Consider the following 26,135-nt stretch of genomic DNA (forward strand, 5'->3'; position numbering starts at 1 on the left):
GTCAACAAACGCAGCTGCAACCGCAACAAAATTCTGATTAAATCCGGGCTATCCCTACAACGCTTGCTGAATAAACTGACTCGCCTGGTCAGCAAGCAGCGGTTTGCTGTAATAATAGCCCTGCATCTCATCGCACCCCAGATGTTTTAACAGGTCACGTTGTGCTGCTGTCTCGACGCCTTCAGCGATGGTTTTCAGCCCCAGATTAGATGCCATATTAATAATGGCGTTAACAATAGCTTTGTCCTGACTGTCGGTAAGCAAATCACGAACAAACGATTGATCGATTTTCAGTTTGGTCAGCGCAAAACGTTTCAGATAACTGAGTGACGAGTAGCCGGTGCCAAAGTCATCGATGGCGATATTAAGCCCTTTGGCTTTTAACTCGGCAATAAGCGCAATCGCTCGCTCGGGTTGTTCAGCCATCGCGCTCTCGGTAATTTCCAGTTCCACTTTAGCTGCAGGTACGCCACTGAACTCGATCGCATTTGTTACAAACTGCAGTAAGTTCTCCTGGCGAAACTGAATGCTGGATAAGTTTATCGCCATATTCAACTGACGGTAGCCGGCACGATGCCATTCGGCCAGTTGTTGCAAAGCGGTAACAATAACCCATTCACCAATAGCAACAATTAAACCATTGCGCTCTGCCAGCGGAATAAATTCAGCCGGTGATACCTGACCAAAATCATCGTGATACCAGCGCAGCAAGGCTTCAAAGCCAATAAGCTGGTTGTTAACCATTGAGTATTGCGGCTGGTATACCAGACTTAGCTGATCACGTTCAATGGCACGGCGCAGAGCATTTTCTAACAGTAAATTGCGGGTATGAAATTGCTGCATATCTGCGGTGAAAAAGGAATAACGGTTGCGGCCACTTTCTTTAGCTTTATACATCGCAATATCCGCATGTTTATATAGCTGATGAAACTGCTGACCATCTTCCGGATACATCGCTATACCAACTGACATTGATAATGTCAGTTCCTGCTCTGCCAGATAATAAGGTTGTAAAATTAACGGTAACATCCGTTCAGCTAAGTGAGCCGCACCATTGGCGTCAGCATCGGGTAATACCAGCACAAACTCGTCTCCGCCAAGCCGGCACAGGGTATCTTCAGCCCGGCAAAGCTTACGCAGGCGCTGCGCCACCTGAATTAACAATTCATCGCCAATCTCATGACCCAGACTTTCGTTTATTTGTTTAAAGCGATCTAAATCCATCAACAGCATGGCCAGCGGCTGACTATTGCGTTCGGCGTGCAATAGCGCCTGTTCAGTGCGGTCTATCAATAAGCTGCGGTTGGGCAACTGGGTTAGTGGGTCGTAGTTTGCCAGAAATTTTATCTGGGCTTCGTCTTCTTTATACTGGCTAATGTCACTAAACAGCGCGACATAATGGCTTACCTGGTCATTATCGTCGATGATCTGGCTGATAGAAAGCCACTCAGGGTAAGTTCTGCCATCTTTCCTGCGGTTCCAGATTTCGCCCTGCCAGTTACCTTGCTTGGCAATGGTTAGCCACATATTGCTGTAAAAAGCCTTGTCCTGTCGTCCGGATGCCAGCATTTTCGGGTTTTTGCCCAGAACTTCGTCAGCGCTGTAACCACTGATTTTAGTAAAAGCTTCATTTACCATGACAATTTGCTGCTCGGCGTTGGTAATAAGAACCCCCTCCGAGCTTTGTTCAAACATCCGTGCTAACAACTGTAATTTAAGTTCTGCTTCTTTTCGGGCAGTAATATCCAGATGAATACCCATACTTAGTGCCGTTTTCTGGCCATTTTCATCCAGCAGAGTTTTCCCACGCGATAATATCCAGCGCCAGCTGCCGTCGGCGTGGCGCATCCGAAACGTGTTTTCGTAAATACTATCCGGCTCGCTGAACTGCAAATACTGCTGAAAAGTCGCACATGCCTGGGCTTTATCTGCAGGATGCAACAACGCGGTCCAGCAGGCGTGCAGGTTGTCAGGCTGATTATTTGCAAATTCTGCTTTGTCATAACCGAGCAGCGCGTAATATTCAGGAGTACCATAAAGTTGATTGGTAAGATGTTTGAATTCCCAGCTGCCGGCATTGGACGCTGAAATAAAGGATTTCTGACGCTGTAACTCGGTATGCAATGCTGCCGTGCGTTTATTGACCAGTGCTTCAAGCTGATGTTTGTGGATCCGGGTCTGAATCAGCTGCGCCACTAACGCAGCTAACATAACACTGAATAGAATGGCTAAGGCCAGTTGCCGATAGAAAGTAACATTGTCACCCCAGCCTTTGATAGGGACCAACTGCAGCTGCCACTGCGCATCTCCCAGATTGATTAGCTGAACAATGGGCTGATTGAAAATGCCGGGATCTGACTGGCGAATAAGCTCTGGCTCATTGTCTCTGGCATTCAGTCGGGTCAACCGATACAGCAGCCCTTGTTGCTGCATGTTTTCGAGTCGCTCGAGACTATTCAAATCAGCCAGACGCAGCGTGACGTTAACCAGCCCCCACCAATCCTGCAACGCGGGATCTAAATATACCGCCAGCCGGCCGATGATACCCTCACCTCCTTGTTTTAACTGGTAAGGCCCTGTAACACTGACTGTATTGCGTACCAGACTGGCGATGGCGTCAGCAGCCTGGGTTGCGTCAGTCATTATCTGATGGCCCAGTAAACCCTGATTACTATTAAGCGGATAGACGGCAGTGATGGTGCCCTGTGGTGCTAACGATAAAGCAGTAACGTTTTCATAATAGGGGAAGAGGTGTTGGGCGAATTTATCAAACTGACTGGTATCACCGTCTTGTTGCCGCACAAACGCCGCCAGAGCATTGGCAGCACTAAGCTCCCGGCTGAATTCCTGCTGCAGAGCGTATGCAAAATCACTGGCGTTTGCAGCAACCTGGCGTTGCTTTTGTAGCTGTCCCTGCTCAGCCAGATACAAAACCAGACTGATACTAAGCAAAGCACTCAGCACAAATACCAGTGAAGTAACCACAAAGATTAGACGGCGCTGTTTACGAATAAGTTGCGGCATAACTGAATAGAAAAACGACTATTTAATAAAACTCAGGTTGAACAGTGTAGCAGTTTAGTATCGGAAAGAGTGACTTAATGGAAAATAAGCTGAGTTTTGCAATAAGTAGTATCTCATTGCATTAATTAACTTAAATACAGTGAGTTACTATCAATTGGCTGACACTCAGCAAGTTGACGGCGGCAGTACCTGAGCTCCCGCAGGGCACTGCCTTAACATCAAGGTAATAACTGATTGCCATAGTACCGCCCAGCAGTACCGGTGAGGAATTGTTAATCGTCAAGCTCCCAGTCGTCTAACAGTTTGCGCAGGCGCTTCTGCTCCAGCAGGTCATCGATCCGCCGGCGCGCTTCATACTTTTGTTTTGCTTTACTGTCTTTGCTGACTTCTTTGCGCAGCTCAATGTCAGTGGCCAGATCGTCTTCTTCTACTTCCGGGTTAACAGCTAACAACATAGACAATACCTCCGTTTTTTTGCCTATTTACCGTTATTCCGGCTGATAAAACAGTGAATTATTTTTTAGTTAACGATAAAAATATTTTACTCAAGGGCAATTTGCAGTTCAGCAGCGGCCAACAGTGGCTGGAATACCTGTTTACGCGGCGATACACTTTGCTTATTGGTGACAATATTCTCTATAAATTCAATAACCTTTTCTTGAAGCCGTACTTTGTTCAGCCGATTTATCCGGGCAATGCCACCGGGGCTCATTACGTTAACTTCAATCAGCTTGCCGTTGATAACATCAATGCCGGCAAAAAATAACCCGTCTCGGGCTAATTTCGGGCCGATATGGGCGCAGAGTTTTTTCTCCTGCTCGGTTAACTGATGCTTCACCACAGTGCCACCGGCATGGACATTAGAGCGCATATCATCCGGGGGCGGAATGCGTCGCATCGCGCCAATGGCTTTACCGTTTAACATTAATATCCGGATATCGCCCTGCTCGGCACCTTCGACATATTCCTGCAAAATAACGTAATTGCCCTTGTCGCCATCACCGATGTAAAAATCCAGCAGGGAACGCGCGCTTTGTACTGCTGATTTTTCCATTACAATCACACCCTTGCCACCGTAGCCATTCAGCGGCTTTAAAATCATTTTATCGTTGGCTGACTCCGCCAGTACCCGCGCCAGATAATCTTTGTTTTTGGACACGTGGGTAACCGGAATAAATTCGTTAGCCGGGTCGTGCAAGGATGCGGTATACATTTTATTATTGGCAATTCGAATGCCATCTAAGTCGTTCATAATAAAAGTATCCTCCCGCACTGAATCGAGAAAATTTAACACTATCGGATCCAGCGGTGGGTTTAAGCGGATAAAAATAGCGTCAAAGGCGGCCAGCGGTAATTTTTGCTGGTTAAATTCTACCTTCTGGTAAAAGCTGGCGATATTGCTGGACACTTTCTGACCTTTTACCACCACTTTACAAAACGCCTGAGCAATGCTGTCGCGCACCGTCAGGTTGTTGGCATGGGTAATCGCCACACTATGGCCACGGCTCACAGCTTCATGGATCATCCGGATGGTGCTGTCGCCATCGGGCATGACTTTTTCCCACGGATACATCAGAAAACAAATACGCATAGGATACTCAATTAATTAATAGGGTATTTTATTGATAGTGTGCTAAGCATAATGGGCTTAAGCAAAAATGAAAGAGGATGATAGCGCAGGTGTCAGAATTTACTGCTGCTTTATAAAATAATATGGTTGGCAAAAATGGATGTGTTGTTGCATCCAGTTGACGAGCCTTGTCGTAACTTGGCTAAAACAACAAGGAACCAGACATGGAAACATCGCAACAACAGCTGCTTGAATGGCTTTATGCCACTGCCAATGGCAACCGTTCGGCATTTGAAAAGCTGTATCAGGCTTGTTCAGGCAAGTTATTTTCAGTATCACTGCATCTGCTGCGCCGCCACGATTGGGCCGAGGATGTGCTGCAAGATGCTTTTGTCAGGATCTGGCACAACGCGGCAGATTATCATGCCGAGAAGGGCACAGTAATGACCTGGATGATTAGCATTACCCGCTACCGGGCACTCGATTTACTGAAATCACGCCGGATTAAGGCCGAGCATATCGATGTCACTGATGACTTAGTCGCAGAGATAAAGCCGGGGGAGGTGCTGGGCTTAACCAGGGAAAAGGTTAAGTTAGACGAATGTATGGACGCCCTGGTACCAGAGCAACGTCAGTCTATTCAGTTGGCCTATTTAAATGGCTTAAGTCATCACGAAATTACCGAGCATACCGGTTCGCCGCTTGGCACGGTTAAAAGCTGGATCCGGCGTGGTTTAACCCAGTTAAAGAGGTGTCTTGAAGGATGAATTATCAACTACAACAGAGACTGGACGCCCTTGCAGTTAACTACGTGCTGGGTGGTATGCATGGCCGCGCCAGAATGCGTTTTCAAAAATTAATTGCTACCGACAGTATAGTGCGCACGACAGTGTGGCGTTGGGAGCAGCATTTAAATCCATTGGCAGCATCGTTACCTGCTACCGCGCCCCGGTCAGAAGTATGGCAAAAGATTCAGCGCCGCTTAGGCTGGTTGCCACAAGAGCAGGTGATTAACCGCAATACCCGGCCACTATGGTTTAGCCTGGCTGCAGCAGCTTGTGTGTTGCTGGCCGTGGTGTTTATCCAACCGATGTTAACAACGCCGGTTAAAACCGAAGTGGCTGTTATTCAGACGACTGAAGCCAAAGCGCTGTGGCTGGTATCACGTCAGGAACAGCAGCTGGTGTTGAAAGCCACGTCAGCGGTAACTGCGGCAACTGAAAATGATTATCAGCTATGGATGCTACCTGCTGATGGCCAGCCGCCGGTGTCACTGGGGATTTTACCGCAACAGGGTGAAACCACAGTACAGTGGCCTGTCGCAGCCTTAGGAGTTGATATTGCTGCACTGGCGGTCAGTTTTGAACCGTTAGGCGGCTCGCCAACCGGTCAGCCTACCGGGCCAGTGTTATTTACTGCCGAGATTATCGCCATCTGACTTTTGACGAATGTCTTAAATCTTAAAAACCGCTGCGGCGGTTTTTTTTTGCATTTTTTTGTTTAGCTGCATCCACTAAGGCAAGTATGTCGTTACTTGGTGGCAACTTAAATCAAAAAGGATCAAAGTCATGCAACGTTCAATACTTTTTTTAGCCGTAACATCGGCACTGAGTGCCGCCATAATTGTTGGCAATGCAGAGGCATCCAGCCATCGTGAAGCGCCCAGCATTACCAGAATGCCCACCATTGATGCTACTGATTTTTACGTTTTTAACAGTTATGAAAGTGGCCGGGAAGGCTATGTCACGTTAATTGCAAACTACATTCCATTGCAGGATGCTTATGGTGGTCCAAATTATTTCGCACTTGATCCGGCCGCCGTTTACAGCATTCACATCGACAACGATGGCGACGCTATGCCCAATATGAGTTTTAATTTCCGCTTTAGCCAAAGCCTGGCAAATGAAGGAGATGGGGTGCAACTGGCTATTGGCCCTGAGGGTAATCAGCGGATGGTTGGCGTGCCGCTGAAAAATGTTGGCGGAATTAGTAGTGACAGCAATGCTACATTGAACTTTAACGAAAATTATACTGTTGAAATGGTAAGTGGTACTGACGTAAGCACGCTGATGCCTGCTGATGGCGCAATGCAATTTACCAAACCGTATGACTATGTCGGGAATAAGACCTTCAGCAGCAGCGCTGCTTATCAGGCTTATGCAGATCAATATGTTTATGATGTCGCGATGCCTGGATGTGATGGGCAAAGCCGGATATTTGTTGGACAGCGTAAAGACCCGTTCGTGGTCAATCTGGGCGAAACTTTCGATTTAGTTAACTACGTACCGGTTGAGGGAGATAGTGCCCCTGGTGCTGGCGATGGTGGCGGCTTTCCGGGTGGTATTACCCAAACGAGTGCCAATGACGATTTGACTGACAAAAACGTCACAACCCTGGCGATTGAAGTCCCTACCAGCTGTGTCACTGGCTCAGGCAATGGCGTTATCGGTGCCTGGACCACAGCCAGTTTGCCACAGGCGCGTATTTTAAATCCGAATGCAACCTTTAGCCGGCCTGAAGTAAATGGTGGTGCTTTGGTGCAGGTATCGCGTTTAAGTAATCCACTGGTCAATGAGCTGGTTATTGGTCTGGCTGATAAAGACAAATTTAACAGTAGCAAACCGGCGGATGACGGTCAGTTTGCCGATTATGTCACGCATCCTACTTTGCCTGCGCTGTTAAACATTTTGTTTAAAGATGCCGTGAATACCACTCTGGGCACTGATATCGAAGATTTAGCGCCTGCTAACTTCCCACGAACAGACTTAGTCACTGCATTTTTAACCGGTTTCCCCGGTGTAAATCAGTTGTCGACGGTCACCCCTTCCGAAATGCTGCGGTTAAATACCGCGATACCTGCAACACCCGCCGCGATGCAATCTGCATTTGGGGTGGCCGGAGATGACCTGGCAGGCTTCCCGAATGGTCGCCGCCCGGGTGACGATGTGGTTGATATTGCACTGAGAGTGGTGATGGGAGCATTGTGTCATGACATTCCCATTGCCGGCGAGCCAACTAATTTAGGCCTGTGTGAGCCCGCTGACGCACCTGTAGGCAACGTACCTTTTACCGATGGCGCGCCGCTGGATGCCTCTATGCTGGATAGCCAGTTTCCGTATTTATTAACGCCTCTGGCGGGCTCACCTAACTAAGGAGGTTGTGATGAAAAACTTAGTATTAAAAACGGTACTACTGCTGGCAACAGTTGCCGGGCTTGCCGCCTGCAACGGCAGTAGTGACAAGCCCAATAAACCGCCGCAGCTTACCAGCAGCAGCTTTGTCACCGAAACCGACGTAGTCATTATGGATAGGTTGGTCGCTACTGATCCGGAAAACGATCGTCTTCGCTTCAGTTTAACTATGGAGGCAGCAAGCGGCAGTGTGGCGATTCAAAGCGATGGCCGCTTTGTTTACACCCCGGCCAGTGAGTTTACCGGTGATGACAGTTTTGTGGTGCAAATTACCGATGGTGAAAACTTTACTGAAGCTACCGTTGGCATAGATGTTCAGGTAGCCGTTGTCTCGTTTCTTAGTTACAGCCGCGAGGCTTTTGCTGCTGATGGCACCGCTACGCCATTAGCGGTAAACGGTCGGGAGTTTACTATGGACGCGATGGCCGAGGCAGATTATGCCGATTTGCTGGATGGTCTGTAAGTTGTAAAAAAACGGGGCGAATAGTCGCCCCGCTCTTTATAAGGCTTGCCTATGAAATACGTAATTTTTGTATTGTTTGCTGTAATTTGCACTGCGTCTCATGCTGACAGATACAAACCATTAGCAGACGAAACGATAGCTTTGGCGGAGCCTTTGCCGTTAACAGGGCAGATGAGCAAACTATCCGCACGAGTTGCTACCGAACCGAACGACGTCGATGTTCTGAAGCTGGCCACTCTGTATTTGCATGGCGCGCGTCAGCCGGGATATGACGCCTGGTTTCATCAGGCTGAATATTGGCTCAGTCAGGTAAGTGCAGCAAATCATAGCAGCACTGAATACCAGCTATTGCGGGCTGATATTCTGCAGCAGCAACATCAGTTTGACGCGGCATTAGCCAGTCTTGAGCAGGTGCTTGCAGCAGAGCCGCAGCATTTGTCCGCCAGCCTGATGGCCGCCCGAATTTATCTGGCTACGGCACAGCATCAGGCGGCTCAAAAAGCCTGCAATCGGCTATGGCAGCAAGACTTGTTTCTGTTTTCAGTCTGCAGCTATGAAGTGGCCGGACGCAATGGTGACTGGCAACAAAGCTATCAGGCATTACTGGTGCTTTATAAGCGCCAGCAGAGTTTACCGACCACGATTGACTTGTGGCTGCGGGGCATTCTGGCCGAACAAGCAGAGCAGTCAGGTGAGCAGGAAGTGGCAAGAGCGTGGTTAACACCGATATTGGCCGATGCACCGACCAGCTTATGGTTAAAATGGGCTGATTTAAGTCTGGCGTTAGCGGAACATCGTCAGGTGTATCAACAATTGTTATCCAGACATCAGCAATTTGGTCTGGCTGACAGCCTGCTGGTCAGGCTGGCCGCGGCCGAACAACAGCTTGACGTTGACAGCAACGTCAGCGCTGAACTGGCAGAGCGGATACAGTTAAGGCTTGCCCGGGGCGATACCGAGCATGCTGCCGATTTGGCGCATTATTTTTTAACGGTTGCCCCCAATCCTCAAGCTGCGCTGCACTGGGCTGAACTGAATTATAAAAGCGCCAAAGAGCCGGACGATATTGCCTTACTGCGGCAAAGCGAGCGGGCGTTAAGTGGTCAATTAGGAACAACCCCATGAATACACGTTTTAAGTTGGTTTTTTGTTTACTTGTTACTGGCCTTCTGGCACCCGCAGCACTGGCACATAAATTCAGCACCGCATATATGGATGTGACTGAGAAGTCTGGTCAACCTGCATTGCTCTGGAAAGTTGCGTTACACGATTTAGCTCAGGCCAAATTAATAGCGGCTGACAATAACCATCAGGTGTCATGGCAACAGGTTATGGATAGTGCCACCACGCTAAATACCTATTTGACCAGCCATATCGGGTTCAGCAGCGCTGGTCAGCGTTGCCAGCTCAAAGCCGCCGTCGCGGCTGATTGGCAGTTACAGCGACTGCAACGTGATCTCTACGTGTTACTACCAATAGCTGTTAGCTGTGCCACAAGCGACAGTTGGCAATTGACGTACCAGGCGTTATTTACAAGCGAACCCAGCCACAAGCTGCTGCTGTCTTGGCAAGTACCCGGTGCTGAGGCTAATGCCGTACTGGCCGCAGATTCTGTGAAATTCCCTGATAACTAGCTCTTTTTCGGAATAAATAATGAGAAACTATCCAAATACTGTGGTGCTTGCTGCATTAATCTTAAGTGTGCAGCCCGCAGAGCTTGCTGCCGATCCCTTGTCTTCTCATATGATGGAGCAAATCATCATTAAGGGCCGGCAGACCGATTTGCTGGGGCAGGCCAGTTCGGCATCTGAAGGCATAATAGGCAATGCGGAAATAAACGACAGACCACTGTTACGAACCGGAGAGGTACTGGAGTTTATCCCGGGCATGGTGGTAACGCAACACAGTGGCAGTGGCAAGGCAAACCAGTATTTCCTGCGGGGCTTTAACCTTGACCATGGCACCGACTTCAGCACAGCAATCGATGGCATGCCACTGAATATGCGCAGCCATGGTCACGGTCAGGGTTATACTGATCTGAGTTTTATTATGCCTGAGCTGATCAGCCAGATCGAATATCAGAAAGGGGCATATCATGCAGACGATGGTGATTTTTCGGCGGCAGGATCTGCCCGCTTCAGTCTGCAAAATCGCACCAAAGATGAAGTGGTAATGTCGATTGGTCAGAATAATTACCAGCGGCTGCTGGCAAAAGGCAGCAGCGCTCAGGGCATTGGCAGCTTGCTGTTGGCGGGCGAGGTGCAGCGATATGATGGTCCATGGACTGATATTAATGAAGACGTTGATAAATTCAATGCTATAGCCCGTTATAGTCAGCCGCTGGCCAGTGGCCAGTTTACGGTTACGACTATGGCCTATAACAACAGCTGGAATGCCGCCGATCAGATCCCAAACCGTGCGGCAACAGCAGGCCTGATAGACCGGTTGGGATCGCTTGACCCGACCGTTGGTGGTAATAGCAGCCGTTACAGTCTGTCAGCTGGCTGGTATAGCGATGCCTGGCAAGCAAATGCCTATTTAATTGATTCAGATATGGATTTATGGTCCAACTTTACATACTTTTTGGCCGACCCACTGAACGGTGACCAGTTTCAGCAGGTTGATAAAAGAAAGATAGTGGGTGGTGCGCTTAGCCATCACTGGCATCACCGTGTCGGTCAGTTTGCAGTCGAGCATGTGGTCGGTGTGCAGTTACGTTACGACGATATTGCCGAGGTAGGTTTGTATAACACACGGGCACGACAGCGACTAAATACTGTGCGCAGCGATAAGGTGAAGCAAAGCTCTGTCGGGCTTTACAGTCAGTCCGATATTCAGCTGAACGCTGACTGGACTACTCATATCGGCCTGCGTTACGACTACATGAACGCGTCGGTATACAGTGCCCTTACCACCGCCAATTCCGGTAATGCTGCTGATGATATAGTCTCGCTGAAAGCCGGCGTTAGCTATCAGTTTGCTCCTAACTGGCAGGCTTATTTTAATACCGGCCAGGGTTTTCATTCTAATGATGCCCGTGGTGCCACTACGGTGGCAGATCCGTTATCACTAGCTGCAGTAACACCCGTTGATTTACTGGTTAAATCTGATGGTGCTGAACTGGGGCTGCGCTTTTTTGATTACACGGCATTTAATGCTTCTGTTGCTTTTTGGTACCTGCAGCTCGATTCTGAACTGTTGTATGTTGGTGATGCAGGTACCAATGAGCCAAATCGGGGCAGCGAGCGCTACGGTGTTGAACTGGCTGCGTACTACTGGCTTGGCTCAAACTGGAGTCTGGATGCCGAGCTGGCACTAACCCGCTCGCGTTTTTCCGGGCAGGCGGAGGGTGAGGGCAACTATGTTGACGGCTCCTTACCGCTGGTTGCCAGCATGGGGCTGATCTACAAAGCTGATAGGCCCTGGCAGGCTAGTTTACGGTTGCGTCATTTTGGTAAACGTACCTTAGATAGCTTTAATCAGCAGCGCTCTGCTGCGACGACAGTAGTCAATGCCGGCTATCAGTATGGCTGGCAGCAGTGGCAAATAAATCTGGAATTATTAAATCTGCTGGACAGTAATCAGAATGATATTGACTATTTTTACAGCTCGCGCTTACCGGGTGAGCCGGCTGATGGTGTGGAAGACCGGCATTCCCATCCGCTGGAGCCGAGAACCTTCAGGATTTTGGCAAGCTATCAATTTTAATCTGCTGCTATCGCTAAGTGACAGATCGGTTTAAGCTTAACTAACGTAATCGCTGACAGTGCAAGCCAACAGCATAACTGGAGATTAAAAATGAAAACATGGTTAAACGCCGCGGTGTTAGCAACATCAGTGATATCAACCTCAGCCATCGCCAATCAGTGCGGCGAAATACTGGGGCATGCTATGCAGCAACTGAACACCCGGGAAACGGTTGATTTGTGCGAGCAGTATCAGGGCAAAACCGTACTGGTGGTTAACACTGCCAGTAAATGTGGTTTTACCAAGCAGTTCGAAGGTTTAGAAGCGTTATACCAGAAGTACCAGGATAAAGGGCTGGTAGTATTAGGCTTTCCTTCTGACAGCTTTAAACAGGAATATGACGACGCTGAAAAAACCGCTGAAGTGTGTTATCTGACTTATGGCGTGAAATTCCCAATGTTTACCACCACCAAAGTAAAGGGTGATGAAGCTAACCCGGTGTTTAAAGCGTTAATTGCCAAAACCGGTGAAACGCCGTCATGGAATTTTAATAAGTACCTGATAAGTAGCGACGAGCAGATCGTTAAGCATTTTGGTAGCCGTACCGCACCAGATGATAAAGATTTTATTGCTGAACTGGAAAAAATGCTGGCAGCTAGCAGCGGTGCTGAAGCTACGACTAAATCTGGCGAGTAATTGCGGCGATTAAGTTCGGCGCAGGTCAACTGCTTTTGCTACAACACTCGCTTCGGCTCATCACAGCAACTCGTTCGCACTTACGTGCTCGCTCAGACACTCTGTGATGACCGAATCGAGGTTCTAGCCGCAGTTGACTAGTCTGAGTTTATTGTTGCTAATTAAATAGCTAGCATGTTTTTGCTTACTGTTGACTCTGTTCAAAAGCTTTATCAGCAGTAGTCGGTTTCGCTTCAGCGGCTGTGCGAGCCAATATATCGCAGCGCTCATTTTCCGGGTGGCCGGCATGGCCTTTAACCCAGTGCCAATTTACCTTGTGTCTGGCTGCGGCAGTATCAAGCCGCTGCCATAAATCCTGATTTTTAACCGGCTGTTTCTGGCTGGTTTTCCAGTTGTTGCGTTTCCAACCGGCCAGCCATTGCATTATTCCCAGCCGTACATATTGGCTGTCAGTGGTCAAATCGACCTGACAGGCAGATTTTAAGCTTTCCAGGGCGATAATAGCGGCCAGCAGTTCCATCCGGTTATTGGTGGTAAGGCGAAAGCCACCGCTTAGTTCTTTGCGATGCTGGTTATACACTAAAATAGCGCCGTAACCGCCGGGGCCCGGGTTACCCAGGCAGGAACCATCGGTATAGATCGCAACACTTTTCTGCATAAAGCCTTTCCTCGAAGCAAAACGGCGTATAATCTAACGTAATTGCAGTAAAAAGCGAAATCTATCATGTTAAAGCGTCAAATTATTCTCGATACCGAAACCACTGGTATTAATCCCCGGGAAGGCCACCGAATTATTGAAATTGGTTGTGTTGAATTAGTTAATCGCCGTTTTACCGGTAATAACTATCATGTCTATATTAACCCGGAGCGGGAGATTGAAGCTGAAGCAATAGCGGTGCATGGTATTACCAATGAGCGTCTGGCTAATGAGCCAAAATTTCGCGATATTGCTAAAAGCTTTTTTGACTATATTCAGGGAGCCGAGCTGGTTATTCATAATGCGGCGTTTGACGTTGGGTTTATTGACCATGAGTTTGCCAGGCTGCGACCAGTCTTACCGCCGGTACATGAATACTGTGCGGTGCTAGATACCCTGAAATTGGCGCGTGAGCTGCACCCTGGCCAGAAAAACAACCTCGACGCACTGTGCCGACGATACGACATTAATAACAGCCACCGTACTTTACACGGCGCCTTACTCGATGCTGAAATTCTGGCCGACGTTTATCTACTGATGACCGGAGGTCAGGTCAGTTTAAATCTGGCGGCTGAACAGCAACAGGGCGATTCAGACGATAACGGCCAGACAGTTATTATTCGTAACAGCAAGCTAAAGGTTATTAAGGCGTCAGCCGATGAACTACAAGCTCATGAAAGCCGGCTGGATTTAGTCCAGAAAAAAGGGGGAAGTTGCTTGTGGCGAAATTAAGGGACCATTGGTGGTTATTACTGCTGTTGCCAGCCTTGCTCTTGCCAGCGATGGTGCAGGCGCTGCAGGATACTGTTGTAACAGCGGAGCAGCCGCTGACCGACGAGCAAGCCAGCGCCCAGGCTGAAGGCTTTGCGTTATTAGCCGACTTACCAACAAAAAACCAGATCCCTTTTTTTGAAAATCGTTTCCGGATTGACAGCGAAGTTGAAACCATCACCCTGTTAATGTTCCGCCGGCCCGGCAGTGCTTCGGTGGTATTGGTCAGGCCTGACGGCAGTAAGTTGCATTTTAATACCGCGGAGGAAAATCAGATCCGTTGGCATGATGCCGCCACCTACGACTTAATAGAAATTAAAAACCCAATGCCCGGTCCCTGGCAGGCTATCGGCCGGATTTTGCCTGAAAGCAGGATCATGGTGCTAACCGATATTAAGCTGGACGTTGACCCTCTGCCAGACAACCTGATGGTAGGTGAAACAGTAAAAGTAACGGCCCGGCTGTTGAATGGCGGGGCAACAGTAAACGCCCGTGATTTTCGTGAAGTGCTGACTCTGGAAGTTATTTTTATCAGTACTAATAACGCTGAGTTTGACAACTTTGGTCGCGGTATTATTCAGGTCGCGACATTTCGGGATGACGGCCGCGGTTTTGATGAACGGGCCCGTGATGGTCTTTTCACCGGGGAATTTAAACTGGATTTCGTCGCTGGTGAGTGGACACCAAAATATATTGTCCGGACCGCGCTGTATACCCGGGAACTGGAGCAGGCGCCTGTTATTTTAAAACCGGCACCGATAAATCCGGAAGTGGTATTGGCGAGCATTGAAACAGATAGTCATCAGGTTAAATTCAATGTCACAGAGCCCGGAGTGGAAGCAGCAAGTTTACTGATCCAGGGGCGGGTGCGTTATCCGGACGGCAGTGTCGACCAGTACGCCCTGAACGCCGAGGATAACCCTGATAATACATTAAATGTGCTAAACAAAGGGTTTGGTAGCTATATTCTGGAAACCGCGGTATTTGGCAACTGGCAGGATGGCCGTGAGTTTATGTTGACGATGCCGGAGCTGAGCTTTGTGGTAAACCAGCAAACCTTTGCTGCCCCCGAGCTGGAGCAACTGCCAGAACAAAAATTAGCTGAGCTTGAGACAAAACAATCTGAACCCGAACCTGAACCTGATTTCCCTTGGGGTCTGGTAATCGGCATCAACTTATTTATTTTGATTGCCGGTAGTATTGCGATTTGGTTGGTAATGAGTGGTAGCAAGCTTAGCGCGTTGATGTTTTGGCGTAAGTCGGCTGACGCAAGCAAAAATGTAAGCAAGACATCAAAAGCTACTGACAACAGTACAAAAAATGCGACGTCACAGACAAAAGCACAAAAAAACAACGATCTGGATGATATTCTGGATCTTTCCCTGCCGGATGATTAAGGAATAGCCAAAAGCGACAAAAAAGGAGTTGACGGGCTTTGGCCTTATCCGTATCATTCCCGCCGCACCAGACGATACCCAAATGAAATTGTCTGGTGCAATTAGCGCGGAGCGGTAGTTCAGTCGGTTAGAATACCGGCCTGTCACGCCGGGGGTCGCGGGTTCGAGTCCCGTCCGCTCCGCCAATTTTTTGCTTCTTCGGAGCGGTAGTTCAGTCGGTTAGAATACCGGCCTGTCACGCCGGGGGTCGCGGGTTCGAGTCCCGTCCGCTCCGCCATAGCAGCAAAAACGCTTTCTGATTCCGGAGCGGTAGTTCAGTCGGTTAGAATACCGGCCTGTCACGCCGGGGGTCGCGGGTTCGAGTCCCGTCCGCTCCGCCATTTCAGTCAGTTTCCAAAGAGCGTATGCTCACTTCAGCGCGGAGCGGTAGTTCAGTCGGTTGCTCTCTGTTAAGAGCTTAGCCGGCCTGTCACGCCCCAAGCCAGAATGCTCGCGGGTTCGAGTCCCGGCAGCGAAGCCATTTCAGTCAGTTTCCAAAGAGCGTATGCTCACTTCAGCGCGGAGCGGTAGTTCAGTCGGTTGCTCTCTGTTAAGAGCTTAGCCGGCCTGTCACGCCCCAAGCCAGAATGCTCGCGGGTTCGAGTCCCGGCAGCGAAGCCATTTCAGTCAGTTTCCAAAGAGCGTATGCTCACTTCAGCGCGGAGCGGTAGTTCAGTCGGTTGCTCTCTGTTAAGAGCTTAGCCGGCCTGTCACGCCCAAGCCAGAATGCTCGCGGGTTCGAGTCCCGGCAGCGAAGCCATTTTAATTAGCTTCAAGTTCGAGTCCCGGTAGCGAAGCCATTTTATTTTATATTTAAGTTTGAGCTTACTTTAAATGCAGCGATACTTAGCCGTTTACTAAGAGCTCTCCATCTTTTTAATAGGGTTGCTCGCCGTCGGACATTTCACCGGCAAGGTGAGCCTAAAACTTGTTCCGTTCCCTAATGTTGACTCAACACTGATGGTACCACCGAGCGTACTGGCAACCAGGTTGTAAACAATTGCCAGTCCAAGGCCACTACCACCGTTACTTCTCTTTGTTGTGTAAAAAGGCTCGAAAATTCGTTTTTGATCAACCTTCGCAATACCTTTGCCTGTATCCTGAACTGTTAGCTCCACTTTATCTTTATCTTTATGTTTTTGCTCAATCAAAAAGACAATCTGATTGTCATTGTTATCTTGTTCAAAGGCATGAATACAGGCGTTAATTACCAGGTTGGTGATCACCTGAGCTATAGCGCCGGGATAAGTTGTAATATTTACTGGCGTTGGACACTGGATAATATGACTTACATTATACGATTTAGTGTATGGCTTCAGAGTCGATACCAATGTGAGAATATAGTCTGCCAGGTCGATAGTCTGAATATCGTAGCTGGATTGATCCACCGCGGTTTTTTTAAAATTAACAACCAGTTCCGCCGAGCGGTTAAGTGTCCGTTCTATGACGCCATGACTATCGCGCAAAGCCATGATGGTGGCCTCGAGTTTACTGCGACTTAATGTATTACTTTCTAATAGCTTTTGAAGTTTATCTGTCAGCTCAACACAATGAGAGTTAGCGGTAATGGCAATACCCAAAGGGGTGTTAACCTCATGGGCCACGCCGGCGACCAGCGTGCCTAAAGATGCCATTTTCTCTGATTCAACTAATTGCGCCTGGGTATGCTGTAGTTCATGAATATGTTTTTCCAGCTGTTCTGTGCGCTCAGCAACGCGACGTTCGAGTTGTTGATTCAACTGCTCAAGCTGTTGCTGGTACTGTTTTTTCTGACTGGCCGTCAATGCCCGGCCGTACAGGTCGGCTAATGCTGCTACAAAATGAGTTTCATCGTCTGTCCAGTGCTTTATCGTCTTTTTTTGTTCACAACAAATGATGCCGATCATTTCACCTCCAAACCGGATTGGCACATCCAGCATAGAAAAAATATTGGATGGGATAAGATAATCTTCGGTGAATTCAGCGGTAGCAGGATGGTTGCGGGCATCAGTGGCACGGATAACCCGTTGATGATCGAGTGCGCTGAAATAAGCAGGCAAATCGCGGCGGTTAAAGGTTGATTTTTCGCTGCTTAACGGCAAATCTTTATCAATAAGTTGCTCGCAAGTGATGACATCTTTGTTATCATCAAAGCACCATAAGCTAACCCGGGCTATTTTTAAACCATTTAAACAAGCTTGCAGCAACAGCAATTCCGCTGCCTGACTGTCGCCGCTATCAAGCACCGGGCTTAGCGATACATGCAATAGAATATTTTCAAGCGTTGTATCCACATCAACCAACTTTCTGGTTATGGCAGAGCAGACTGCCTGCTATAATTGCTGCGATTAGGTTATTGTTTACTATAGCAATGAATTTAGCAGTAGACGAACGATGAACATAATAATCTGTACCTTTACCTATTATTTTTTAATTGGAATTTTGCCAGCAATAAACCAGCCCAGGATCATTGTAATAACAAAACCGGTTGTACCGCTGCTGGCTGCTGGTAATGCAGCGATAGCTGGGCCCGGACAATAACCTGCTAAACCCCAGCCAATACCAAAGATAGCGGCACCAGCCAGCAGCGATCTGTCTAAATGTTGCTTTGATGGCAAAATTAATTGTTTGTTGAGAAGTGGCGCGTCCCTTTTTAACAATAATTTGTAGCCGAGGGTATATACCACTAGCGCTGCGGCCATCACTAATGCCAGGCTGGGATCCCAGTTACCGGTTACATCTAAAAAGCTCAGAACTTTTTGCGGGTCAATCATTTTTGATACAGCGATACCGGCTGAGATTAGTAAGCCGGAGATCAGTGCAAATAAAAGTTGCATAAAAACCTCACTAATTAAAAGAAACTGGCGACAACGACACCGGTAGCCATAAACATCAGAGTTGCAGCAATTGAGCGGGGCGAAAAGCGACCGATACCGCAAATGCCGTGACCAGAGGTACAACCGCTGCCCCAGGCTGTGCCAAGGCCAACTAGCAAGCCGGCAACCAGAGTTCTGCTGTTAAGATCAGGTGTGCTGAAACTAAAATCGTTGATTACCAAGCCGACTAATATGGGCCCCAGCAGCAGTCCGGCAACAAATGCCAGTCGCCAGCTACGGCCATCACGCTGAAACAGAGCCAGGCTGGCGATACCTGAAATGCCGGCTATCCGGCCTAAAGTTGCCAGCAGTAGCAGAGTGCCCAGCCCAATAAGGCTGCCGCCAATTAAAGCTGCAACAGGGGTGAAATTATTCATGCTGCTCCTTTAACTCTGCTGATTGCTTTGCGTTGCCAAATTGGCGTTAAGCCAGCCTTGCATGCCTCCGGCTACCGAGTAGACGTCGGTGAACCCCATCCGCTGCAATGATTCTGCTGCCAGAGCGGAGCGGCCACCAGAGCGGCAAATTAAATATAGGGGCTGACTTGCTAATTGCGTCAACGCAATATCGGCAGCACAGCCACTGGCTGCTACTGCCGGGTGATTAGCCAGTTGCATTTCTAAAACGCCTCTCGGGTAATTAACGGCCCCAGCAATATGGCCCTGGGCAAATTCTGCAGGCTCACGCACATCGATTAGTCGTGGCTCAGGTTGTTTTTGCAGATAGTCCTCCAGCTCAGCAATGGTAACTTCTTTAATATTGGCTGTTGCTTCAGCAATCAGTTGTTGTGATGTTTTCATAGGTTGCTCCTGAACTTACATTAAACTGAATTAAATAACGGATTGGGTAATAACGACTACTGCCATAACGGCTAGAAATACAGCAAAGCCACGCTGTAGTTTTTCTTTGGGTAATCGTCGGCCAATCCATCCTCCTATGTAACTGCCTGCAATACCGGCTATTATCATTAAAGCAATAACTGACCAGTCAAACTGCAGCCCCTTGGCACTGAACACCATATAATATTTAGCAAAGCCAACGAAAGATTTCATAGCAATAATTAGCAAGCTGGTGGCGACGCTGATCGCAATAGGTAAGCCCCCCATCAATACTAACGCAGGGACGATTAAGAAACCGCCTCCGACACCAACAAAGCCGGTAACGGCGCCAACAACCAAGCCATCGGCAATAACTTTGGGTTTGTTGAAAGTATGGTGGTTTACTACATCTTTTAACTTGCTGCGCCACATAAATACTGCTGCGACAATCATCAGTAGTGCAAATACTAATAGTTGCCAACGACTGTCAATAAGTGTTCCTAACCAGGCACCACCATAAGTACCCACCATACCCGGCAGACCAAACCACAGCACATGTCGCCAGCTGATCAGCCTGTTCATGCCATTGTGCACAGATCCAAATAAGCTGATGCCTGCAACAATCAGTAAAGAAGACGCAATGGCGAGCTCTGCCGGCATACCGATAAGGTATAGCAGGACAGGCACCGTCAGAATAGAGCCACCTGAGCCAAACAGGCCGAGACTTAAGCCAATGATCACTGCTCCAATTAATGCCAGCACATCGCCTCCATATATCAAAATTGAATAAGCTTATAACTAATATCTATTCTAGAGTGCTTTAAGCCGGGTGGCAATTAAAATTTAGTATATTCTAATTTATATGACCGAAAAACTGACATCAGATTAGGGAGACTGACATTGAACAGAGAAACCCACACTGTGTTAGTGCTGATTGCCTTAACACAGTCTGGATATTGTAGAGTTAATTAGCAGGTAAGTTTTTGCTGGATTTCAGTGACAACAGTGGCAATATCAAGCATCACTTTTTCGCCAGTACGACGGTTTTTATATTCAACCTGTTGGTTGTCAAGATTACGCTCACCGACCACGATAGTGTGAGGTACGCCAATCAGCTCCATGTCGGCGAACATTACGCCGGGACGTTCGCGGCGGTCATCAAATAATACATCAACGCCAGCCGCAGTTAGCTGTTGGTAAAGCTGTTCAGTTACTTCGGCAATACGAACCGATTTATGCATATTCATCGGAATAAGAGCAACCTGAAAGGGCGCTATTGCATCTGGCCAGATAATGCCGTATTCGTCATGGTTTTGCTCAATAGCGGCGGCGACAATGCGCGATACTCCAACACCATAGCAGCCCATGGTCATGGTTTGATGTTTGCCTTCTTCATTCAATACACCCGCTTTCAGCGCCTTTGAATACTTTTCACCGAGTTGAAAAATATGGCCTACCTCAATACCGCGTTTAATGATCAGGTTGCCAAAGCCACAGGGACTCGGGTCGCCGGCAACAATGTTACGAATATCCGCTACCTGATACTGTGGAATATCACGCTCCCAGTTGACACCAGTTAAGTGATAGCCGTCTTTATTGGCACCGACGACAAAGTCGGCCATGTGAACAGCACTGCGGTCAGCAATAATTTTTATGTTTAAACCAACAGGGCCAACTGAACCTGCGCCCGCACCGCATAATGCGCGGATTTGTTCATCATTCGCAAATTGGAGTGGGCTGGCAATGCCATCAAGTTTTTCAGCTTTCAGTTCGTTTAAATCATGATCGCCGCGAAGTACCAGTGCGACAAGTTGCTGCTTACCTTGTTCATCAGCTTCAGCCAGCACAAACAGCGTTTTGGCTATAGTGCTGTTGGATACCTGCAGTAGCGCCGCTACCTCACTAACGGTGCCTGCATCAGGCGTTGCCACTTCGCAAAGTGCCTTAGTCGCCGCTGGTCTTTCACCCTTTGGTTCCAGGGCTTCAGCCATTTCAATATTTGCGGCGTAGTCACTGCTGTCAGAAAAGGCAATAGCATCTTCGCCAGACTCAGCCAGTACATGAAACTCATGCGAGACACTGCCGCCAATCGCGCCACTGTCAGCTTGTACCGGCCGGTAATCCAGTCCCAACCGGTTAAAGATATTGCAATAGGCGCTATACATCGCATCATAAGTTTGTTGCAAGCTGGCCTGACCGAGATGGAAAGAATAGGCATCTTTCATAATAAACTCACGGGCGCGCATAACGCCGAAACGCGGCCGGCGTTCATCCCGGAATTTGGTTTGTACTTGGTATAAATTCAATGGTAGCTGTTTATAACTGGTAATTTCCCGGCGAACTAAATCAGTAATTACTTCTTCATGAGTTGGGCCCAGAATATAATCGCGCTGGTGGCGATCTTTAAAACGTAACAGTTCGGCATCCATAGTGTGCCAACGACCAGACTCCTGCCATAACTCAGCGGGTTGTACCATAGGAAGCAGTACTTCTATTGCGCCGGCTTTGTTCATTTCCTGGCGAACAATTTCTTCAACTTTACGCAGTACCCGAACGCCAGTTGGCAGATAGCTGAACATACCGGTGCCCAGCCGGCGGATCATTCCGGCTCTTAACATCAGTTTGTGGCTGATAATTTCAGCGTCGGACGGTGTTTCCTTTACCGTAGATAATAAATACTGGCTGGTGCGCATACTGCTCTCAAAAAAGTAGTCAAAAAATTGCCATCATTCTAGCAAGTCATTTAGTCTGGCAGAAGTTGAATCTGGTGTTTTATTGGCTTATTTGTTACCTGCTGGCCGGAAATCATGCCGCCAAGGGTGTAAAGCTCGCCTTTAACCTCCAGCAACGTCCGGGCATCCATTACCGGAGTGCTGTCTGCTGCCGTTCGCCATTGCTGTCTGGCAACCGAATATACCCAGACTTCGCTACTGGGATTAGCAGCTTGCCCATCAAAACCAATTCCGCTGTAATTGTATGGAGTTTGACTGCCACCAACAAAAACGATCACCTGCTCACCATTAAGTTCAGTGCCGGTAGCGGCCATTCTGAAGCGGGCTTTACCGGATGGATGCGGTACTTGCTGCCAACCAATCTCATTTGGTTGGCTGCCAATTGTGCCTTGCCAGCAAGCAGGTTCACTGACAAAGTTGCGCGGCTTCGCCGTAGGGTACTCGAGCGCTACACCATCACATAACAGTAAGGTGTTGCCGACAATGCCGCCCGCCAGACCAAATACCGGTTTACCCGGGAACGGTGTAGCCTGCGACCAGCGCTGAGTAAAGTTATCGAATAATTGCACCAGATTCACGTTGCCGTGATCACTCCAGCCGCTGGCCAGATAAATATAGCGATTCTGATAGGGCAGAGCCACGGCATCATCTACTGGCACCGGTATGTCATTCAGGCGGGTATAACGCCTGGTTACCGGATCAAGCCGGTAACTGTCGGTAGCAGTTTGTTTATTGCCATCATTGTTAATAGTATAACCACCGAACAGAAAAAAATTGTTGTTAAGGGCAACAGTGCTGGCTGCGGCCCGGCCAGTCAGGCGTTGCTGGCTGGGTACCTCGGGTAGCGCTGACCAGCCGAATTCACCCAGGGTATGCATCCAGACTTTATTATGTAAGTCGCTGCTTTGCTTGCCAGGGCCCATTCCCATGGCACTGATAATGTAGGTTTTACCCCGTACCGTGGTGCTGGCAACACTGTTGTTGCTGACTGGCTCGGGTAACTCCGGTATCGCGATGCTACTGGCTGCAGCCGTCAGCAAACTAAGGTAGCTGAGAGATTTCAGTAACATGGTTTTGTTCTCCATTGACTGTCCATTTAATATTAAAGTGGTACAAGGTCATACCGTAATGTTGCTCGGCATCGCGTTGTTTTTTATATGATGGCCTTGGGTCTTGTTTTAATACTTTTTCAATTAGCAATGCCAGCTCAGGATGAGCCGTCTGAGCCAGGCAAAATTCTCTGGCTTGCTCACTAAAACTTACTGCCATAAGTGTTTCAGGAGCGCTGTCAGCAAAGCCACCCGTTGCATCCGGCAGGGCATCAGCATAGGGTAAATAAGGTTTAATGTCTAAGATGGGAGTACCATCCAGCAAATCGATACCGCTTAATTCCAACACCAGCTTATTGCGTTGCCGGTAAACCTTCTCTAGTTTTACGACAGAAAGACCAATTGGATTAGGTCGGAAGGTCGCCCGGGTAGCAAAAACACCTTTTCTGGCATTGCCACCAAGCCGTGGTGGTCTGACTAAAGGCGACCAGCCTTTGCTGGCGGTTTCATGAAATATAAATACCAGCCATAAATGACTGAAACTTTCAATACCCCGGACAATGTCATCATCAGCGAAGGGCGGGCTAAGGATTAATTTGCCCCTTGCCTCAGCGATAAGACCAGGCTGGCGCGGAATGGCAAACTTTTGCTTATAGGGCGACTCTATGGTGCCAACAACATTGAACTGAAAAGAACTCATTATTAATGATACGCAACCAGCATGATTAAACGGGCATTATGCAATTGCAATGACGAAACAACAAGCGATAGCATAGACGTCTGAATATCTTTGACGCTATACGGTTATTAAGGTAAAAATAGCGCTGCCAATGTTAATTTAAGAGTAGATGATGGAACGAAAGACCCTGTTAACTGAATGCCCTGATTCGAAGGGCCTGATCGCGCAAATTACCAACATTTGTTACAAGCACCAACTTAATATTATCCGCAATACCGAATATGTAGATCCGGTAACAGGCCAGTTTTACATGCGCACCGTGCTGGAGGGGGTGTTTAATGACACCACTTTGCTGTTCGACTTAGACCGGGCGTTGCCATCAGGCAGTCGTCGCAGCTTGTTAAGCGACAGCGCAAAACGGGTAGTTGTGCTGGTTACCCGGGAAGCGCATTGCCTGGGTGATATTTTAATGAAAGTGTTTGATGGCTCTCTGGCGTTAGACATTGCTGCTATCGTTGGTAATTACGCTGAACTTAGCAACCTTGCTGAAAAATTTGCCATTCCATATCATTACCTCAGCCATCAGGGAATAAGCCGGGCAGAGCACGAACAGCAAATTCTTGCAACGATAGCGCCTTACCAACCAGATTATCTGGTGCTGGCAAAATTCATGCGTATTTTAAGTGCAGATTTCGTGGCGCAATACCGCAACCGGATTATTAATATTCATCATAGTTTTTTACCGGCATTTATTGGTGCCAACCCCTATCAGCAAGCGTTCGAACGTGGGGTCAAGATAATTGGTGCTACGGCTCATTTTGTTAATGAGCAGCTGGATGAAGGTCCGATTATCGAGCAGATGGTGCGAACCGTCGATCACAACTTCAGCGCCAACGATATGGCCAAAGCCGGCCGCGATGTCGAAAAAGCGGCACTTAGCCGGGCGTTACAACTGGTGGTAGAAAACCGGGTACTGGTGCATGGTAACAAAACGGTCGTGTTATAAGTGCCGTTTTACTTTTAGCCGGCTATCTTTAATACTTCAGCCATATTTGTAAGTCGGTGGTAAGAGGTATTCGTTATGAAATTTTTTTTTATGTTGTGTTGCTTGTTCGCTGGTATTGCCGCCGCAGTGGAACCGCCAAAACTTCACCCGCAGTTGGAAGTCTTCCGCCCATACCTGGGCCAGTATTGGCAGGGTGATCTTGCTCAGCCAGGCAGTGAAAAGCCAGCGATTGATCTGTCTCACTGGTCGCGGGCTCTTAACGGTCAGGCTATAAAAACGGTGCATTCCATAAATGATGGCGAATATGGTGGTGAGTCCTTTATTTTCTGGGACGACACTAAAAAAAGCCTGGCATATTATTACTTTACTACAGCTGGTTTTTATACTCATGGCACCATGCAAGTTAACCCGCAAAGTGGTGAAATTACCGCACTGGAGAATGTCGAAAACAATCAGAACGGTATTACACAGGTGAAATCACACAGTAAACTTATGCCTGACGGCAGTTTACAGGTTCGGTCCAGCTACTTACAAAACGAGCAATGGGTTGACGGTCACAGCGCCTTATATCAACCCGTCGCCCCGCAGGAAATAATCTTTAAATAGCGGGTGGTAACGTATTAATTTTCGAGCGGGTCCATGGCATAAATATCATCGATTTTATCACCACATGAATGGCTGACCCGCAAATCTTTTACTCTGCCGTTACGCAAGCTGTATACCCAGCCGTGAATAGCTAATGGCTGGCCGCGTTCCCAGGCTTCCTGTACAAAACTGGTGTGGCACAAATTACGAACCTGCTCCATAACATTCAGTTCAATTAACCGGTTAAGTCGCTCGTTGTCATCATTGTAACTGTCAACTTCCTGCCGGTGCATGGCATAAACATCTTTAACGTTACGCAACCAGTTATCGACGAAGCCAACCCGTTGTTTCATCATGGCCGCTTTTACGCCGCCACAACCATAATGACCTACCACTAAAATGTGCTTTACCTTAAGAATATCGATAGCATACTGCAGTACTGACAGACAATTCATATCAGAGTGCAGCACCAGATTTGCCACGTTTCGATGGACAAAAAGCTCGCCAGGTAACAGCCCTACAATTTCGTTTGCCGGCACCCGGCTATCAGAGCAGCCAATCCATAAATACTCTGGTGCTTGTTGTTCTGACAGCTGCTTAAAAAAACCAGGCTGCTCACGCTCAATTCGATCTGCCCAGTTTTTATTATTAATAAATAAATCTTTAAATTTTGGCATAACACTAGTCCTGAAAAATATCGCGTTAAGATAGCTGATTCTACCGCAATTAAGAGCACCGACCAGCCTGAATTAGCACCGGTATTCCATTTCGTGGTGGCGACTACCAAAAATATTCCGGGTGACGTTCGCCCGAAAAGCTGGCTATACTAAGCTTAGCTAACCCACTTATTTTATGGAAAGTACCGCAAGGAGTTGC

25 protein-coding genes and 3 tRNA genes are annotated in these 26,135 nt (G+C 48.1%); 15 read left to right on the forward strand and 13 right to left on the reverse strand.

All coding sequences use genetic code 11. The features are described 5' to 3' along the window. Positions 1 to 54: 54 nt before the first annotated feature. The 3 genes from CRO03_RS13450 to CRO03_RS13460 all read right to left on the reverse strand — a co-directional run bounded on the left by CRO03_RS13450 (position 55) and on the right by CRO03_RS13460 (position 4,615). Positions 55 to 3,024 carry a bifunctional diguanylate cyclase/phosphodiesterase gene (locus CRO03_RS13450; RefSeq protein ID WP_097112145.1) on the reverse strand — a complete coding sequence of 990 codons (2,970 nt, stop codon included), beginning with the start codon at positions 3,022 to 3,024 and terminating at the stop codon, positions 55 to 57. 272 nt (positions 3,025 to 3,296) lie between these two features. Further along, positions 3,297 to 3,479, reverse strand: a complete 183-nt coding sequence (locus CRO03_RS13455) for a PA3496 family putative envelope integrity protein (protein WP_170949017.1) — start codon at positions 3,477 to 3,479, stop codon at positions 3,297 to 3,299. Positions 3,480 to 3,565: 86 nt separating this feature from the next. Beyond that, positions 3,566 to 4,615, reverse strand: a complete 1,050-nt coding sequence (locus tag CRO03_RS13460) for a glutathione synthetase (protein WP_097112146.1) — start codon at positions 4,613 to 4,615, stop codon at positions 3,566 to 3,568. A 203-nt stretch (positions 4,616 to 4,818) separates the two neighbouring features. On the opposite strand from CRO03_RS13460, the gene CRO03_RS13465 reads away from it, so the two are divergent. The 8 genes from CRO03_RS13465 to CRO03_RS13500 all read left to right on the forward strand — a co-directional run bounded on the left by CRO03_RS13465 (position 4,819) and on the right by CRO03_RS13500 (position 12,631). After that, entirely contained in the window at positions 4,819 to 5,361 is a 543-nt protein-coding gene (locus tag CRO03_RS13465; RefSeq protein WP_097112147.1) for a sigma-70 family RNA polymerase sigma factor, read from the forward strand. Next, positions 5,358 to 6,032, forward strand: coding sequence for an anti-sigma factor (locus tag CRO03_RS13470; protein ID WP_097112148.1), 675 nt, complete (start codon positions 5,358 to 5,360; stop codon positions 6,030 to 6,032). Before CRO03_RS13465 ends, CRO03_RS13470 begins: the two co-directional genes overlap by 4 nt. Before the next feature lie 130 nt (positions 6,033 to 6,162). Beyond that, positions 6,163 to 7,746, forward strand: a complete 1,584-nt coding sequence (locus CRO03_RS13475) for a DUF4331 domain-containing protein (RefSeq protein ID WP_097112149.1) — start codon at positions 6,163 to 6,165, stop codon at positions 7,744 to 7,746. A 10-nt stretch (positions 7,747 to 7,756) separates the two neighbouring features. Continuing rightward, positions 7,757 to 8,248 carry an Ig-like domain-containing protein gene (locus tag CRO03_RS13480; RefSeq protein WP_097112150.1) on the forward strand — a complete coding sequence of 164 codons (492 nt, stop codon included), beginning with the start codon at positions 7,757 to 7,759 and terminating at the stop codon, positions 8,246 to 8,248. 171 nt (positions 8,249 to 8,419) lie between these two features. Beyond that, entirely contained in the window at positions 8,420 to 9,373 is a 954-nt protein-coding gene (locus tag CRO03_RS13485) for a tetratricopeptide repeat protein (RefSeq protein ID WP_170949018.1), read from the forward strand. After that, on the forward strand, positions 9,370 to 9,882 hold the full coding sequence (locus CRO03_RS13490; RefSeq protein ID WP_097112152.1) for a hypothetical protein: 513 nt from the start codon (positions 9,370 to 9,372) through the stop codon (positions 9,880 to 9,882). Before CRO03_RS13485 ends, CRO03_RS13490 begins: the two co-directional genes overlap by 4 nt. A 19-nt stretch (positions 9,883 to 9,901) precedes the next feature. Next, entirely contained in the window at positions 9,902 to 11,956 is a 2,055-nt protein-coding gene (locus CRO03_RS13495; protein ID WP_097112153.1) for a TonB-dependent receptor, read from the forward strand. 90 nt (positions 11,957 to 12,046) lie between these two features. Beyond that, positions 12,047 to 12,631, forward strand: coding sequence for a glutathione peroxidase (locus CRO03_RS13500; RefSeq protein WP_097112154.1), 585 nt, complete (start codon positions 12,047 to 12,049; stop codon positions 12,629 to 12,631). 184 nt (positions 12,632 to 12,815) lie between these two features. Here the strand turns inward: CRO03_RS13500 and rnhA are convergent, their stop codons facing one another. Next, positions 12,816 to 13,289, reverse strand: coding sequence for a ribonuclease HI (rnhA, locus tag CRO03_RS13505; RefSeq protein ID WP_097112155.1), 474 nt, complete (start codon positions 13,287 to 13,289; stop codon positions 12,816 to 12,818). Between the two features lie 66 nt (positions 13,290 to 13,355). On the opposite strand from rnhA, the gene dnaQ reads away from it, so the two are divergent. From dnaQ to CRO03_RS13530, 5 genes are all read left to right on the forward strand, one after another. Then, a complete protein-coding gene (gene dnaQ / locus CRO03_RS13510; protein WP_097112156.1) occupies positions 13,356 to 14,060 on the forward strand; it encodes a DNA polymerase III subunit epsilon in 705 nt (234 codons plus the stop codon). Next, positions 14,048 to 15,496 carry a TIGR03503 family protein gene (locus CRO03_RS13515; protein WP_097112157.1) on the forward strand — a complete coding sequence of 483 codons (1,449 nt, stop codon included), beginning with the start codon at positions 14,048 to 14,050 and terminating at the stop codon, positions 15,494 to 15,496. Before dnaQ ends, CRO03_RS13515 begins: the two co-directional genes overlap by 13 nt. A gap of 108 nt (positions 15,497 to 15,604) precedes the next feature. After that, positions 15,605 to 15,681, forward strand: a tRNA-Asp gene (locus CRO03_RS13520). A gap of 15 nt (positions 15,682 to 15,696) precedes the next feature. After that, positions 15,697 to 15,773 (forward strand) — tRNA-Asp (locus tag CRO03_RS13525). Positions 15,774 to 15,799: 26 nt separating this feature from the next. Beyond that, positions 15,800 to 15,876, forward strand: a tRNA-Asp gene (locus tag CRO03_RS13530). Positions 15,877 to 16,392: 516 nt separating this feature from the next. Here CRO03_RS13530 and CRO03_RS13535 read toward each other — a convergent pair. From CRO03_RS13535 to tsaA, 8 genes are all read right to left on the reverse strand, one after another. Further along, the gene (locus CRO03_RS13535) at positions 16,393 to 17,808 is read right to left on the reverse strand and encodes a sensor histidine kinase (protein WP_141397750.1); all 1,416 of its coding nucleotides are present in this window, start codon (positions 17,806 to 17,808) and stop codon (positions 16,393 to 16,395) included. Positions 17,809 to 17,937: 129 nt separating this feature from the next. Beyond that, positions 17,938 to 18,351, reverse strand: a complete 414-nt coding sequence (locus CRO03_RS13540; RefSeq protein WP_097112159.1) for a DUF6691 family protein — start codon at positions 18,349 to 18,351, stop codon at positions 17,938 to 17,940. Positions 18,352 to 18,365: 14 nt separating this feature from the next. Further along, positions 18,366 to 18,767 (reverse strand): YeeE/YedE family protein, encoded by a 402-nt coding sequence (locus CRO03_RS13545; protein WP_097112160.1) that lies wholly within the window; start codon positions 18,765 to 18,767, stop codon positions 18,366 to 18,368. Positions 18,768 to 18,776: 9 nt separating this feature from the next. Further along, positions 18,777 to 19,190 carry a rhodanese-like domain-containing protein gene (locus CRO03_RS13550; RefSeq protein WP_097112161.1) on the reverse strand — a complete coding sequence of 138 codons (414 nt, stop codon included), beginning with the start codon at positions 19,188 to 19,190 and terminating at the stop codon, positions 18,777 to 18,779. A gap of 30 nt (positions 19,191 to 19,220) precedes the next feature. Next, the gene (locus CRO03_RS13555; RefSeq protein ID WP_097112162.1) at positions 19,221 to 19,970 is read right to left on the reverse strand and encodes a sulfite exporter TauE/SafE family protein; all 750 of its coding nucleotides are present in this window, start codon (positions 19,968 to 19,970) and stop codon (positions 19,221 to 19,223) included. A 206-nt stretch (positions 19,971 to 20,176) separates the two neighbouring features. Beyond that, positions 20,177 to 21,901 (reverse strand): proline--tRNA ligase, encoded by a 1,725-nt coding sequence (locus tag CRO03_RS13560; RefSeq protein ID WP_097112163.1) that lies wholly within the window; start codon positions 21,899 to 21,901, stop codon positions 20,177 to 20,179. Positions 21,902 to 21,951: 50 nt separating this feature from the next. Further along, positions 21,952 to 23,010, reverse strand: a complete 1,059-nt coding sequence (locus tag CRO03_RS13565; protein WP_097112164.1) for a Kelch repeat-containing protein — start codon at positions 23,008 to 23,010, stop codon at positions 21,952 to 21,954. Then, positions 22,982 to 23,689 carry a tRNA (N6-threonylcarbamoyladenosine(37)-N6)-methyltransferase TrmO gene (tsaA, locus tag CRO03_RS13570; RefSeq protein ID WP_170949019.1) on the reverse strand — a complete coding sequence of 236 codons (708 nt, stop codon included), beginning with the start codon at positions 23,687 to 23,689 and terminating at the stop codon, positions 22,982 to 22,984. The genes CRO03_RS13565 and tsaA overlap by 29 nt, the downstream gene beginning before the upstream one ends. Before the next feature lie 148 nt (positions 23,690 to 23,837). Here tsaA and purU point away from each other — a divergent pair, with 148 nt between their 5' ends. Together purU and CRO03_RS13580 are read left to right on the forward strand one after the other, a co-directional pair. After that, entirely contained in the window at positions 23,838 to 24,674 is an 837-nt protein-coding gene (gene purU, locus CRO03_RS13575) for a formyltetrahydrofolate deformylase (protein WP_245861665.1), read from the forward strand. A 75-nt stretch (positions 24,675 to 24,749) separates the two neighbouring features. Beyond that, entirely contained in the window at positions 24,750 to 25,280 is a 531-nt protein-coding gene (locus tag CRO03_RS13580) for a hypothetical protein (protein WP_097112166.1), read from the forward strand. Between the two features lie 14 nt (positions 25,281 to 25,294). On the opposite strand, the gene can is transcribed toward CRO03_RS13580, so the two are convergent. Continuing rightward, a complete protein-coding gene (can, locus tag CRO03_RS13585; protein ID WP_097112167.1) occupies positions 25,295 to 25,936 on the reverse strand; it encodes a carbonate dehydratase in 642 nt (213 codons plus the stop codon). Positions 25,937 to 26,135: the final 199 nt, after the last annotated feature.

Origin of the sequence: Arsukibacterium tuosuense, assembly GCF_900215315.1 — a bacterium.
GTDB classification, from domain to species: Bacteria; Pseudomonadota; Gammaproteobacteria; order Enterobacterales; family Alteromonadaceae; genus Alishewanella; species Alishewanella tuosuense.